Origin of the sequence: Hydrogenophaga sp. A37 (genome assembly GCF_002001205.1) — a bacterium.
In the GTDB taxonomy this organism is placed as follows: domain Bacteria; phylum Pseudomonadota; class Gammaproteobacteria; order Burkholderiales; family Burkholderiaceae_C; genus Hydrogenophaga.
On sequence record NZ_MUNZ01000101.1, the window covers coordinates 161,522 to 176,168 of the forward strand.

Genomic DNA, 14,647 nt, shown 5'->3' on the forward strand with positions numbered 1-14,647 from the left:
GACAAACCCTTGGCTGGTCAGAGCCCAATGGCGCGCAGATCGATCCCGCCGCTGGCCACTGGCGGGCACCAGAAATAAGCGCCCGTTTCGGGCTCGGTGAAACCAAACAGCGCGTCGACGATGCCGTCTTCGGCGCCGGACATGCGGCGCAACTGGGCCTCAAAAGCATCAAACGAGCAGCCAAAAGCGGCAAACACCAAGCCCCCTTCGTTGCCGTCTGCCCAGGGCATCGAGCGCCGCAGGACAAAGGCCTCTGGGTCGAAGTTCTCTTGTGCGGTGCGCTTCACATGGGACGATTCGGGCGCGTCGTCCAGTTCCTCGTTGCTGTCGCGTTCTCTGCCGATGGCGTGGTCCTGTTGCTGCCTGGACATGGCCTCGAAGCGACTCATGTGGTGGCGCCAGCGCTGCACCGCGACAAAGCTGCTGCCGGCCAGCAGCCCGGCGCTGCCTGGCAACACCGCGGCGGCCTCGGCGTTGGCGCCTTCGGGGTTTTCGGTGCCGTCCTGGTAGCCGGTCAGGTCTCTGCCATGGTTGTGGTTGAAGGCGTCGGTGATGTCCTGCACGTCGAACGCCGGTGCAATCAAGGCCTCCAGGTGGCGGCTGCGGATCAGCAGCTCTCCGCGGTCGGTACCGCGCAGCCAGATGAGCAGGTCGGCGGGCGTGGCCGGGAGTTTGACGCGCGCACCGTCAACACCCCGAAAGCTCCTGAGGCCCGGGACCGTCGCATCCAGCTCGCGCACCAGCGATGCGCCCAGCCCCACGAGGGTGTGTTGGCCGTCGGACTGACCGGCCAGTCGGTGAAGCACGGCGCGCGGGTCTGCGCCGACGCGCAACTGGCAGGTGAGGTAGCGGCCCTGGGCAGGAACGGGTTCGAAGATGCCCGGTTGGGCGGTGGGCTCGGTGCTCATGCAGGTTCCTGATGGGTTCGGTGAACGGCCTGGCCCGGTGTGGTCAAGCCTGCTTCACGCCGAATCTATCAGTCCGTGACCACCTGCCGTGGCCCTCGCCGATCATCAGGCCGCGGCTTCGAGCCCGTTCTGGAAATGCTCGTGCATGCGCTGCTGCGTGAGCGCGGCGTTGCGCGCAAGCAGGGCGGTCATGATGGCGCGGTGCTCGGCCAACGATTCTTCGATGCGACCTGTCTTGAACAGCGAGTTGTGGCGGTTGAGCTTCATGACCTTGCGCAGGTCGGCCACCATCTGTTCTCGCCAGCGGTTGTCGGCGATTTCGAGCACGCGCATGTGGAAGCGCTCGTTGATCGCGAAAAAGCGGTCGCGGTCGGGGAGGGCGGCTTCCAGTTCGGCGTGCAAGGCCTTGAGTTCAGCCAGTTCAGCGTCGCTGGCTCGCTGGGCCACCACGCCGGCGGCATCCGATTCGAGCAGAGCGAGCAGGTGGTAGACATCGGCCAGGTCCTTGTCGGACACTTCGGTCACGTAGGCGCCGCGGCGCACTTTCATGGTCACCAGGCCTTCGGCGGCCAGCACCTTGAGGGCTTCACGCAGGGGCGTGCGGCTGATGCCGTATTCCTCGGCAAGCTTGAGTTCGTCGATCCAGCTGCCGGGCTCCAACTCGCGCTTGAAGATGCGCTGGCGCAACAGTTCTGCGACTTCTTCGTACAGGGCGCGGGGGGCGAGCGACAAGGCAGACATGGGTTTACAGCGGACTCGATGGGCGTGTGACGGAGTGTGATTGTAAGCGGGTTGGAATATTTTGCATCAATAATTATGAATGATATAAAATCGCCAACGCGAATTTGTTGTCCATTTGTAGCCCCACGCACCCGCCCGCCATGAGCCAGAACACGCCTGAATTCACCTCCGCCACCCTCGAAGCCTGGACCAAGGCGGCCCAGAAGTCCGCCCCCGGCGGCGACGTGCAGGCGCTGAACTGGCTTACGCCCGATGGCATCAGCGTCAAGCCGCTGTACACCGCCGCCGACACGGCGAACCTGCCGTACACCGATACGCTGCCCGGGTTTGAGCCCTTCATCCGTGGCCCGCAGGCCACGATGTACGCCGTGCGCCCCTGGACGATCCGGCAGTACGCCGGTTTTTCCACCGCCGAAGAATCCAACGCCTTTTACCGCAAGGCGCTGGCCGCCGGCGGGCAAGGTGTTTCGGTGGCGTTTGATCTGGCCACGCACCGCGGCTATGACTCCGACCATCCGCGTGTGACCGGCGACGTGGGCAAGGCCGGCGTGGCGATTGACTCGGTGGAGGACATGAAGGTCCTGTTTGACCAGATCCCGCTCGACAAGGTGTCGGTCTCGATGACCATGAACGGCGCCGTGCTGCCGGTTCTGGCGGGTTACGTGGTGGCGGCGGAAGAGCAGGGCGTCTCGCAAGACCAGCTGAGCGGAACGATTCAGAACGACATTCTGAAAGAGTTCATGGTGCGCAACACCTACATCTACCCGCCTGAGCCGTCGATGAAGATCATCGGCGACATCATCGAGTACACGGCCCAGCACATGCCGAAGTTCAACTCGATCTCGATCTCGGGTTATCACATGCAGGAAGCCGGCGCCAACCAGGCGCTGGAGCTGGCCTTCACCCTGGCCGACGGCAAGGAGTACGTGAAGACCGCGATTGCCAAGGGCATGGACGTGGACGGGTTCGCCGGGCGCCTCTCGTTCTTCTGGGCGATCGGCATGAACTTCTACCTGGAGATCGCCAAGATGCGCGCGGCGCGGCTGCTGTGGACGCGCATCATGAAAGGCTTTGACGCCAAGAACCCCAAGAGTCTGATGCTGCGTACGCACTGCCAGACCTCGGGCTGGTCGCTCACCGAGCAAGACCCGTACAACAACGTCGTGCGCACCACCATCGAGGCCATGGCGGCCGTGTTCGGCGGCACCCAGAGCCTGCACACCAACGCCTTCGATGAAGCCATTGCGCTGCCCACCGACACCAGTTCGCGCATCGCCCGCAACACGCAGTTGGTGATCCAGGAAGAGACCCACATCACCAGCGTGGTCGATCCTTGGGCTGGCAGCTACATGATGGAAAGCCTGACGCAGGAAATGGCCGACAAGGCCTGGGCCATCATCGAAGAGGTCGAGGCCATGGGCGGCATGACCAAGGCCGTGGACAGCGGCTGGGCCAAGCTGAAGATTGAAGCGGCGGCGGCCGAGAAGCAGGCGCGCATCGACAGCGGCAAGGACGTGATCGTCGGCGTCAACAAATACAAGCTCAAGACCGAAGACGCCATCGAGGCGCGCGACATCGACAACGTGGCGGTGCGCGATGGGCAGATCGCTCGACTGAAGCAGATCAAGGCCAGCCGTGACGCCGCCAAAGTGGAAGCCGCGTTGAACGCGCTGACAGCGTCCGCCGAATCCGGCCAGGGCAACCTGCTGGACCTGTGCATCCAGGCCATGCGCCTGCGCGCCACCGTGGGCGAGGTGAGCGATGCGCTGGAAAAAGTTTTTGGGCGCCACCGCGCCGATACACAAAAGGTGACCGGTGTGTACGCTGCCGCATACGACTCCGCCGAAGGCTGGGACGCCCTGAAGGGTGAGATCAACGATTTCGCCGCCGCGCAGGGCCGACGCCCGCGCGTCATGGTCAGCAAGCTCGGGCAGGACGGCCACGACCGTGGCGCCAAGGTGGTGGCCACGGCCTTTGCCGACCTGGGCTTCGACGTGGACATGGGCCCCCTGTTCCAGACGCCCGAAGAATGCGCCCGCCAGGCGATTGAAAACGACGTGCACGCGGTCGGCGTGAGCACGCTCGCCGCAGGCCACAAGACCCTGGTGCCGGCCATCATTGCCGAGCTGAAGAAGCAGGGCGCCGACGACATCATCGTGTTCGTGGGTGGCGTCATTCCTCGCCAGGACTACGAGATGCTGTACGAGGCGGGTGTCAAGGGCATCTACGGCCCGGGTACCCCGATCCCGGCCAGCGCCAAGGACGTGCTGGAACAGATCAAGAAGGCGTTGGCGTGACGCCTGCCGAGTTGCAGGCCGGTGTGCTGACCGGCGCAGGTGCCGTGCAGCGCCGCGCCATGGCCAAGGCCATCACGCTGCTCGAATCGACCCGCGCCGACCACCGCGCGCAGGGCGACGAACTGCTGACCGCGCTGCTGCCGCATACCGGCCGCAGTTTCCGGCTCGGCATCAGCGGCGTGCCGGGTGTGGGCAAGAGCACCTTCATCGAAGCGCTGGGCCTGTACCTGATCGGACAAGGCCACCGCGTGGCGGTGCTCACCATCGACCCCTCGTCCACTGTGTCGGGCGGTTCCATCCTCGGTGACAAGACCCGCATGGAGCACCTGAGCGTTCACGAGAAGGCTTACATCCGCCCCAGCCCGAGCAGCGGCACGCTGGGTGGTGTGGCCGAGAAGACACGCGAAGCCATGCTGGTCTGCGAGGCTGCGGGCTATGACATCGTGATGGTGGAAACCGTGGGCGTGGGCCAGAGCGAAACCGCCGTGGCCAACATGACCGACATGTTCTGCCTGCTTCAACTGCCCAACGCGGGCGACGACCTGCAGGCGATCAAGAAGGGCGTGATGGAACTGGCCGATCTGGTGGTCATCAACAAAGCCGACATCGACCCCGACGCTGCCACGCGCGCCCGTGCGCAGATCACCTCTTCACTGCGCCTGCTTGGCTTGCACGGACATCCCGAGCATGCCCACCACGATCACAAGATCTGGCACCCGCAGGTGATCCAGATCAGCGCGCTGCACAACCAGGGCGTGGACAGCTTCTGGGCCGAGGTGTCGACCTTCCGCAATGTGCAGACCGCCAACGGCCGGCTCACGGCGCGCCGCCAGCACCAGGCCGGCGCCTGGATGTGGGAGCGCATCGACGCTGGCTTGAAACAACGCTTCCGTGATCACCCGCAGATTCGCGCGCGGCTCGATGACACCACCCGCCGGGTGCTGGCCGGCGAACTGCCGGCATCCACCGCAGCGCGCCAACTGCTCGAATTGTTTGACTGAAGACGTACCGATTTTTCTGGAGAAAACGCATGCAAGACATCCTGGAACAACTCGAAGAAAAGCGCGCCGCGGCGCGCCTGGGCGGCGGGCAAAAGCGCATCGACGCGCAGCACGCCAAGGGCAAGCTCACGGCGCGTGAGCGGCTGGAGGTGCTGCTCGACGAAGGCACATTTGAAGAGTGGGACATGTTTGTCGAGCACCGCTGCGTGGACTTCGGCATGCAGGACCAGAAAATTCCCGGCGATGGCGTGGTCACCGGCTACGGCATGATCAATGGCCGCCTGGTGTTCGTGTTCAGCCAGGACTTCACCGTGTTCGGCGGCGCGCTTTCCGAGGCGCATGCCGAGAAGATCTGCAAGATCATGGACCAGGCCATGAAGGTCGGCGCGCCGGTGATCGGCCTGAACGACTCGGGTGGCGCCCGCATCCAGGAAGGTGTGGCCTCGCTGGGTGGTTATGCCGACGTGTTTCAGCGCAACGTCATGGCCAGCGGCGTGGTGCCGCAGATCAGCATGATCATGGGCCCCTCGGCCGGTGGCGCGGTGTACTCACCCGCCATGACCGACTTCATCTTCATGGTCAAGGATTCGAGCTACATGTTCGTCACCGGCCCTGAGGTGGTGAAGACGGTGACGCACGAAGAAGTGACCGCCGAAGAACTGGGCGGCGCGATCACGCACACCACCAAGAGCGGCGTGGCCGACTTGGCGTTCGAGAACGACGTGGAGGCGCTGCTGATGCTGCGCCGGCTCTACAACTACCTGCCGCTGAACAACCGCGAAAAGGCGCCGGTTCGCCCCAGCGGCGACCCGATCGACCGCATGGACCTGAGCCTGGACACGCTGGTGCCCGAGAACCCGAACAAGCCCTACGACATGAAGGAACTGATCGTCAAGACGGTGGACGACGGCGACTTCTTCGAGCTGCAGCCCGAGTACGCGAAGAACATCCTGATCGGCTTCGCGCGCATGGACGGCCAGACGGTCGGCATCGTGGCCAACCAGCCGTTGGTGCTGGCCGGTTGCCTGGACATCAAGAGCTCCATCAAGGCCGCGCGCTTCGTGCGTTTCTGCGATGCCTTCAACATCCCGGTGATCACCTTCGTGGACGTGCCAGGCTTCATGCCCGGCACGAGCCAGGAGTACGGCGGGATCATCAAACACGGCGCCAAGCTGCTCTACGCCTACGCCGAGTGCACCGTGCCAAAGATCACCGTGATCACGCGCAAGGCCTACGGCGGCGCGTATGACGTGATGGCCTCCAAGCACCTGCGCGGCGACGTCAATTTCGCCTGGCCCAACGCCGAGATCGCGGTGATGGGCGCCAAGGGCGCGGTGGAGATCATCTTCCGCGAAGAGAAGAAAGACCCGGCCAAACTGGCGGGGCGCGAGGCCGAATACAAGGCCCGCTTCGCCAACCCCTTCGTGGCCGGCGCGCGCGGCTTCATCGACGACGTGATCCTGCCGCACGAGACGCGCAAGCGCATCTGCCGTTCGCTGGTGATGCTCAAGGACAAGAAACTGGAAAACCCTTGGCGCAAGCACGGGAACATTCCGCTGTGATGTTTCATTCGGCTGCCGTTGTTTGTCGCCGGGCCGGCTCGTGTTGCTCGGGCGTTTTGCTCCGTGTCCCCCGCGCTTCGCGCTCCTCCTTTACCTGCGCAAAACGCCCGAGCAACCCGATCCTCACGGACCTGTTTTCCCCAGCCCCTCATACCACCGACTTCGCAGCAAGGAGTGCGGCGTGTGTGTCGCAGCGAAGTAAAGGAGGAGCCGGCCGCAGGCCGGCGGGGGACATGAGCGGAGGCACACACGCCGCGCTCCTTGCGGGCACAGAAACAACAGCCAGCCACAACCACTGACTTTTGCACCGGAGAATTCCATGTTCACCAAAATCCTAATTGCCAACCGCGGCGAGATCGCCTGCCGCGTGATCGCTACCGCCAAAAAAATGGGCATCGCCACCGTGGCGGTGTATTCCGAGGCCGATAAGGAAGCGCGCCACGTGCAACTGGCCGACGAGGCCGTGCTGCTGGGCCCGGCGCCTTCGCGCGAGTCCTACCTGGTGGCGGACAAGATCATCGAGGCCGCCAAGAAAACAGGCGCACAAGCCATCCACCCCGGCTACGGCTTTCTGTCGGAAAACGAAGCCTTCGCCAAACGCTGTGAAGACGAAGGCATTGCCTTCATCGGCCCGCGCCATTTCTCCATCGCGGCCATGGGCGACAAGATCGCTTCCAAAAAGCTGGCCAACGAGGCCAAGGTCAACACCATCCCGGGCTGGAACGACGCCATCGAAACGGCCGAACGCGCCGTCGAGATCGCCAAGGACATCGGCTACCCCGTGATGATCAAGGCCTCGGCCGGCGGCGGCAAGGGCCTGCGCGTGGCTTTCAACGACAAGGAAGCCTTTGAAGGTTTCACGTCTTGCCGCAACGAAGCGCGCAACAGCTTCGGCGACGACCGCGTGTTCATCGAAAAGTACGTGCTGGAGCCGCGCCACATCGAGATCCAGGTGCTGGGTGATTCGCACGGCAACGTGATCTATTTGAACGAGCGCGAGTGCTCGATCCAGCGCCGCCATCAGAAGGTGATCGAAGAGGCGCCGTCGCCCTTCATCTCCGACGCCACCCGCAAGGCCATGGGCGAGCAGGCCGTGGCGCTGGCCAAGGCGGTGAAGTACCAGAGCGCCGGCACGGTGGAGTTCGTGGTCGGCAAGGACCAGGACTTCTACTTCCTGGAAATGAACACCCGCCTGCAGGTGGAGCACCCGGTGACGGAATGCATCACGGGCGTCGATCTGGTGGAGCTGATGATCCGCGTGGCGGCCGGCGAGCAGCTGCCGATCACGCAGGACCAGGTGCAGCGCAATGGCTGGGCCATGGAGTGCCGCATCAACGCCGAAGACCCTTTCCGCAACTTCCTGCCCAGCACCGGCCGCTTGGTGCGCTTCCAGCCGCCGGCGCAGAGCATGCACCAGTCCAACACCGCCGATCTGTTTGGCGTGCGCGTGGACACGGGCGTGGTCGATGGTGGCGAGATCCCGATGTACTACGACTCGATGATCGCCAAGCTCATCGTGCACGGCAAGGATCGCGATGAAGCCATTGCCAAGATGCGTGAGGCGCTCAATGGTTTCGTCATTCGCGGCATCAGCAGCAATATCCCTTTCCAGGCCGCGCTGCTGGCGCACCCGAAGTTCGTCAGTGGCGACTTCAACACCGGTTTCATCGCCGAACACTACGCCCACGGTTTCCGAGCGGAGGATGTGCCGCACGACGATGCCGACTTTCTGGTGGCGCTGGCCGCTTTTGTGCGCCGCAAGTCGCGCGAGCGGGCGGCCGGCCTCACCGGCCAGTTGCCGGGTTACGGCGTCAAGGTCGGACACGACTTCAGTGTGATCACGCTGGGTGCCGGCGGCCAGAACCGCTACACCGACGTGCATGTGGACGAGGTGCTGGGCCAGCTCGGCTCGGCGGTGGTCACCATCGACGGCAAGCGCTACGCCATCAGCAGCCCATCGCGCCTGAACGACATCTGCATCACCGGTGTCTGCAATGGTCAGCCTTTCACCGCTCAGGTGGAGCGCGGCACGCCGCGCAACCCGCTGGCGCTGGTGGTGCAACACAACGGCACACGCATCGAAACAGTGGTGGTGTCGCGCCGCATGGCCGAGCTGCACAAGTTGATGCCCTTCAAGGCCGCGCCCGACATGAGCAAATACGTGCTCTCGCCCATGCCTGGCCTGTTGGTCGACGTGGCGGTGCAGGTGGGCCAGAAGGTGCAGGCTGGCGAGCGCGTGGCGGTCATCGAAGCCATGAAGATGGAGAACGTGCTGTTTGCCGCGGCGGATGGCGTCGTGTCCAAGGTGCTGGCGTCCAAGGGCGAATCGCTCGTGGTCGATCAGCCCATCGTGGAGTTCGAGAAATGAAGGGAACGCCAAGACCATTCAAGGTGCTGGGTGTCCAGCAGATTGCCATCGGCGGCCCCGACAAGCTGCGCTTGCAGACGCTGTGGGTGGACATGCTGGGTCTGGAGAAGACCGGCACGTTCCAGAGTGAACGCGAGAACGTGGACGAAGACATCTGCGCCATCGGCAGCGGCCCGTTCAAGGTCGAGGTCGACCTGATGCAGCCGATGGACCCCGAAAAGAAGCCGGCCGTCCACGCCACACCGCTGAACCACATCGGCCTGTGGATCGACGACCTACCGACCGCCGTCGAATGGCTCACGGCCCAAGGGGTGCGTTTCGCGCCCGGTGGCATCCGCAAGGGCGCTGCGGGCTACGACATCACCTTCCTGCATCCCAAGGCGAATGAAGCGTTTCCGATTGCCGGCGAAGGGGTGCTGATTGAACTGGTGCAGGCGCCACCCGAGGTGGTGAGCGCGTTTGCGACGCTGGCAGGCAGTCCGGCCTGAAAAATTGACGGTGCCGAGGAGACAGGCCCTGCGGGTTCACGCTCGCAGGGCCATTTTTTCTGCCCGCTCGGTTTGCTTGCAGACCATTCAAGCCGGCGGGTTGGACGGCCCGGATGGTGCCCAAAGCCATGGCATGGGCCGAAGCAGGCCTGCTTTTACGGTGTTGTTCAACGGACTCCTCCGCTCGGGGCTGGGTACGCTGGTGCCATACCGTTCAACCACGCAGGACGCCAACATGGAAACGATGCCCAAGCCCACCAGCGCCATGCAGGGTCCCGACCCGTTGGTGTCTCAGATTGCCCAGGGTGACCGCCGGTGGGCGCAACGCCAGCGTGTTTGGCGCGAAACTGAACCCGCCTTGCCCTGGCCCTTGGAGATGCTGGATGCGTTCAGCCTGCGCATGGCCAGCCACGGCATGTCCATCAGCCGGCCGTTGATGCTGAGCGACAAGCGCTATGCCTTGGAGCAGCTCGTCCACGCACAGACCCTGTGCGACGAGACCCTGCGCCTGATGTCGGTGCAACTGTTTCGCCACTTCGTCGAGCGACAGGCCGGCATCCCTTCGCTGCACTGAGTCGCCCGGCTTTGCGCCGAGGGCTCAAGTGCGACCCCGTTCGCGTCGATAGACGTTTGTCGCCTTCCTTCTGGAGCCACTTGCTCATGTTCCGTTTTCAACCCATGTTGCTCGGTGTGTGGCTGATGCGCCGCCTGCGTCTGCCCGTCAAACTCGGTGTCCTGGCCAGTGTGCTGGTGGTGCCACTGGTGGTGGTGTGCGTGCTGCTGGTGCAGCGCATTGGCGCAGACATTGATTTCACCGAGCGGGAGACGCAAGGTTCCCGCAACATCGCGCGCCTGGCCGACCTCGTCGCGGTGGTTCAGACGCACCGCGGTCAGACCCACATGCTGTTGTCGGGCAACGCCACCGTTCGCCCGGGACTCGACAAGACCCGCGCCGAGTTGCAAAGCGCGCTGTCGGCGGTGAGCGCCGAATTCAATGTGCGTCCGGATTTTGAGGTCGCCACCGAATGGAAAACGCTGGTCGGCCGGCTGGAGCAGCTCCCGGCGACCGAACGGTCACCGGCCCCGGATGCCTTCCAAACCCACACGGCCGTGATCAACGACCTGCGCCGCCTCGTCTACACGATGGGCGAACGCTCCAGCCTCCTGTTTGATCCCGACCCCGCCAGCTACTTTCTGATGGACATGGTGGTCTCCCGCACGGTGCCCTGGAGCGAGTTGATCGGGCGTTTGCGGGGTCAGGGGGCCGGGCAACTGAGCTTGCCCCAGCCCGAACCCGAAGCGGTGGCCCGCTTGTGGTTGCAGCTGGACACCTTGCAGTCCGATGCACACGATTACCGCTTTGCGATGGGATTTTCGGAGCGGTACGGTCAGCACGGCCTGCAAGGCGAAGCCGCGTTGAAAGGCAGCGAGACGTTCGTTGAACAGGCACGTCGTGCGCTGGACCAGCCGGGCTCGGTGACGGGTCCCGCCTTTTTCGACGCCGGTACCGTCGCGATCAGCGCCGTGCGTGCCTACCAGACGGCGGTGCTGCAGCGGCTGGACAGCTTGCTGCTGAGCCGGTTGGAGGGATTGCGCACCCAGCGCCTGGTGGCTATGGGCGTGGCGCTGCTGGGCCTGGCCGTGTTGCTGTACCTGGTCCTGTCCTTCTACCTGAGCTTCGTGATCGACTTCCGGCATGTGAGCAGCGTGATGGCACAGACGGCCAAAGGCAATCTGCGGTCCCACGTGCAGGTCCGGGGCAGCGATGAGCTGGCCGACCTGGCGGCGCAGCTGGAGAACATGATCGGCAACCTGTCGGGCATGGTGGCCCAGGTTCGCAGCAATTCGGCGTTGGTGGCCCATGCAGGCAAGAGCCTGGCAGCGGGCAACCGCGACCTGGCCGACCGCACCGAGCAGCAGGCGGCCAACCTGGAGCAGACCGCGGCCAGCGTGCAGGAGCTGTCCAGTACCGTGCACCAGAACGCCGAGACCGCCGGCAATTCCGACGCCCAGGCAGCGCGGGTGCGCGACGTGGCGGAAGCGGGCGCACAGGCCATGGTGCGTGCTGTGGAATCGGTCGATGGCATCCAGAAGAGCGCGCAGCAGATGAACGAGATCATCGGCGTGATCGACAGCCTGGCTTTCCAGACCAACATCCTGGCGTTGAACGCGGCGGTGGAAGCGGCGCGTGCGGGCGAGCAGGGCCGGGGCTTTGCCGTGGTGGCGAGCGAGGTTCGCAATCTGGCGCAGCGCTCGGCCGCGTCGTCGCGTGAAATCCGCGAACTGATCCAGGCCTCCGGGGCGCAGGTGACTGCCAGCGTGGCGCAGATGCGCGCAGCCGGCACCAACATGACCGAGATCGTCAACGGTGTGCGCGGCGTGGCGGCCAACATGTCGCTGATCTCGGCCGCCAGCGCCGAGCAGAGCAGCGGGCTGAGGGAGATCTCGACCGCCGTGGGTCAGCTGGACGAGATCACCCAGCGCAACGCCCAGATGGTGGAGCGCGCCGTGCAGCAGGCCACGCAACTGGAAGGGCGAGCAGCCACCTTGGCGCAGGCGGTGTCGTCCTTCATGCTGCAGCAGGGGGCGGCCGAGGAAGCCATGCAACTGGTGCAGCAGGCGTTGGACCTGAGGACTCGATCAGGTCGCGAAGGCTTTCTGCGCTCTCTTACGGACCCGGCCCAGGCGTTTCACGACCGCGACATGTACGTGTTTGCGCTGGACCGCCAGGGCGGCTACCGTGCTTTCGGTGGCCGGCCCGACAAGGTGGGCACCCGCGTGCAGGACATCCCCGGTGTGGACGGTGCATCGCTGCTGGAGGCCATCGTCGAGCAGGCCGAGATGGAGCCGGGTTGGGTGGAGTACGACATCACCAACCCGCAGAGCGGGATCGTCCAGACCAAGATGTCTTACGTGACCAAGGTGGACGACCTGTACGTGGGATGCGGTGTGTACAAGTCACTGAGCGTGGCGGCCTGACGGCGCCCGGTCTCATACCGGTTTGCAATCAAAGCGATAACTGCGTTGCTTCGCCTTGCCGTGCTGTAGCACTGTCTGCGGCTTCGCGCCTTGTTCTCACTTTGATTGCAAACCCGTATCAGGCCGCGTCCCGCTTGGCGCGGGCCCGGGCCAACGCCGCCTCGATCACCGCCCGCTTCTTGTCGAGCACGGCAGGGTCGGTGTGTTGTGAGTGGGCCGCCAGATCGGCCAGCTTCATACGGGCCTTGGCTTCCTGGCGTTGATCGTGTTCGAGCTGCTCGCGCGCCAGGCGCGCGGTGCGCTGCTGGTAGCGTTCGCGGCCTTGTGCCGCCTGGGCTGTGGTCCAGGCCTGCCAGCCGGTGCGTTCACCGCTCACCACTTCCAGTGAAATGCAGTCCACCGGGCAGACCGGCAGGCACAGCTCGCAGCCGGTGCAATAGGGCTCGATGACGGTGTGCATGAGCTTGTTGCTGCCGACGATGGCGTCGGTCGGGCAGGCCTTGATGCACAGCGTGCAGCCGATGCACCAGTCTTCGTCGATCACCGCCAAGGTCAGCGGGCCTTCGATGCCATGGGCGGGATGGAGCGGGGTGACAGGCTGGCCGGTGAGGGCCGCGAGCCGCGCAATGCCTTCCGCTCCACCGGGCGGGCACTGGTTGATGCCGGCCTCGCCAGCGGCGACGGCCTCAGCGTAGCGGGCGCAGTCTGGATAGCCGCAGCGCGTGCATTGGGTTTGCGGCAGGGCGGCGTCGATGCGCCGGGCGAGTTCGTTCATGAAGGCCAATATACCGGGGAGCAGGGCGCTCCCCGTGGCCCGCTCCATCAGGCCGCAGATACCTTGCGCTTGGCGGCCGCCTTGGCCACGGGCTTGGGGGCAGTTTTGCTCGCGACCACGGCCTTGACCGCAGGTTTTGCGGCCACCTTGTTGCGTGCGGCTTTTTTGGCCACGGGCTTCACCACCACGGCGGGAGCAGGTGCCGCGACGGCAGCCACTTTGGGCTGGTGCGCCAGGATGAAGGTCTTGACCACGGGGTACACCATGTCGCGCCAGCGGCGGCCGCTGAAGATACCGTAGTGGCCCGCACCTTTGGCTTCGTAGTGCATCTGGTGCGTTTTGGGGACGCCGGTGCACAGGTCGTGCGCCGCAGCGGTCTGGCCCGAGCCGGAGATGTCGTCCAGCTCGCCTTCCACGGTCAGCAGGCCGGTGGCCTTGATGTCTTCGGGGCGCACGCGCTCGATCTTGCCTTCCTCGTTCTTCACGTCCCAGGTGCCGTTGACCAGCTTGAAGTCCTGGAACACGGTCTCGATGGTTTCGAGGTAGTAATCGGCGTCCATGTCGAGCACGGCGTTGTACTCGTCATAGAACTTGCGGTGGCTCTCGACGCTGGAGTTGTCGCCCTTGATCAGGTCCTTGAAGTAGTCGTAGTGGCTGGTGGCGTGGCGGTCGGGGTTCATGGCCACGAAGCCGGTGTGCTGCAGAAAACCGGGGTAGACGCGGCGGCCGGCACCAGGGAAGTTGCTCGGCACACGGTAGATCACGTTGTTTTCGAACCAGCTGTGGCTTCGCTGCGTGGCCAGGTTGTTCACCGCCGTGGGCGATTTGCTGGCATCGATGGGACCGCCCATCATCGTCATCGACAGCGGCGTGGTTTCTCCGCGGCTGGCCATCAGCGACACGGCGGCCAGCACCGGCACGGTGGGCTGGCACACGCTCATCACGTGGCAGTTGCCATAGCCCTTTTGCAGGTAGCGGATGAACTCTTGCACGTAGTTCACATAGTCGTCGAGGTGGAACTCGCCGTCGCTCAGCGGCACCAGGCGCGCGTTTTTCCAGTCGGTGATGTAGACCTTGTGGTCCTTCAGCATGGTGCGCACCGTGTCGCGCAGCAGGGTAGCGTAGTGGCCCGAGAGCGGCGCCACGATCAGCACCACTGGTTGGCCCTTGAGCTTGCCCAGGGTGGCCGAGTCGTCGGTGAAGCGCTTGAAGCGGCGCAGTTCGCAAAACGGCTTGTCGATTTCAATGCGCTCGAAGATCGCCACGTCCACACCGTCCACGTCGGCGGTGGTGATGCCGAACACCGGTTTCTCGTAGTCTTTGCCCAGGCGGTGCATGAGGTCGTAACCCGCCGCCACGCGCTGCGCCATCGGCATCTGCGCCATGGGCAGCGCAGGGTTGTTGTACAGCTTGGCGGCGACTTCGGCCAGGTCCGCGAACGGCTCCATCATGGAGCGTTGGGTTTCGTAAATCTGGTAGAGCATGGGGGAACCAATGGTTATGTTGCAGTGCAATATAACAGCATGTG

The 14,647-nt window shown here is 64.5% G+C and carries 11 protein-coding genes; 7 read left to right on the top strand and 4 right to left on the bottom strand.

What is annotated here, in order from left to right; genetic code table 11:
- Window positions 1-17: 17 nt before the first annotated feature.
- Window positions 18-908, bottom strand: a complete 891-nt coding sequence (locus B0E41_RS11795) for a Dyp-type peroxidase (RefSeq protein WP_077331332.1) — start codon at window positions 906-908, stop codon at window positions 18-20.
- Between the two features lie 105 nt (window positions 909-1,013).
- Window positions 1,014-1,649 (bottom strand): GntR family transcriptional regulator, encoded by a 636-nt coding sequence (locus B0E41_RS11800; RefSeq protein ID WP_077331333.1) that lies wholly within the window; start codon window positions 1,647-1,649, stop codon window positions 1,014-1,016.
- Window positions 1,650-1,789: 140 nt separating this feature from the next.
- Here B0E41_RS11800 and scpA point away from each other — a divergent pair, with 140 nt between their 5' ends.
- The 7 genes from scpA to B0E41_RS11835 all read left to right on the top strand — a co-directional run bounded on the left by scpA (window position 1,790) and on the right by B0E41_RS11835 (window position 12,344).
- Window positions 1,790-3,946, top strand: coding sequence for a methylmalonyl-CoA mutase (gene scpA / locus B0E41_RS11805; protein ID WP_077331334.1), 2,157 nt, complete (start codon window positions 1,790-1,792; stop codon window positions 3,944-3,946).
- Window positions 3,943-4,947, top strand: coding sequence for a methylmalonyl Co-A mutase-associated GTPase MeaB (gene meaB, locus B0E41_RS11810; protein ID WP_077331335.1), 1,005 nt, complete (start codon window positions 3,943-3,945; stop codon window positions 4,945-4,947). Before scpA ends, meaB begins: the two co-directional genes overlap by 4 nt.
- Before the next feature lie 29 nt (window positions 4,948-4,976).
- Window positions 4,977-6,509: an acyl-CoA carboxylase subunit beta gene (locus B0E41_RS11815; RefSeq protein ID WP_077331336.1), complete on the top strand. Its 1,533-nt coding sequence runs from the start codon at window positions 4,977-4,979 to the stop codon at window positions 6,507-6,509.
- A 319-nt stretch (window positions 6,510-6,828) separates the two neighbouring features.
- Entirely contained in the window at window positions 6,829-8,877 is a 2,049-nt protein-coding gene (locus tag B0E41_RS11820; RefSeq protein ID WP_077331337.1) for an acetyl/propionyl/methylcrotonyl-CoA carboxylase subunit alpha, read from the top strand.
- Entirely contained in the window at window positions 8,874-9,365 is a 492-nt protein-coding gene (locus tag B0E41_RS11825; RefSeq protein ID WP_077331338.1) for a VOC family protein, read from the top strand. Before B0E41_RS11820 ends, B0E41_RS11825 begins: the two co-directional genes overlap by 4 nt.
- 235 nt (window positions 9,366-9,600) lie before the next feature.
- Window positions 9,601-9,939, top strand: a complete 339-nt coding sequence (locus tag B0E41_RS11830) for a hypothetical protein (RefSeq protein WP_143433792.1) — start codon at window positions 9,601-9,603, stop codon at window positions 9,937-9,939.
- Between the two features lie 86 nt (window positions 9,940-10,025).
- Window positions 10,026-12,344 carry a methyl-accepting chemotaxis protein gene (locus B0E41_RS11835; RefSeq protein WP_363351105.1) on the top strand — a complete coding sequence of 773 codons (2,319 nt, stop codon included), beginning with the start codon at window positions 10,026-10,028 and terminating at the stop codon, window positions 12,342-12,344.
- A gap of 118 nt (window positions 12,345-12,462) precedes the next feature.
- On the opposite strand, the gene rsxB is transcribed toward B0E41_RS11835, so the two are convergent.
- Window positions 12,463-13,119: an electron transport complex subunit RsxB gene (gene rsxB / locus B0E41_RS11840; protein WP_077331384.1), complete on the bottom strand. Its 657-nt coding sequence runs from the start codon at window positions 13,117-13,119 to the stop codon at window positions 12,463-12,465.
- 47 nt (window positions 13,120-13,166) lie between these two features.
- Window positions 13,167-14,603 (bottom strand): polyhydroxyalkanoate depolymerase, encoded by a 1,437-nt coding sequence (gene phaZ / locus B0E41_RS11845; protein ID WP_077331340.1) that lies wholly within the window; start codon window positions 14,601-14,603, stop codon window positions 13,167-13,169.
- Window positions 14,604-14,647 lie beyond the last annotated feature (44 nt).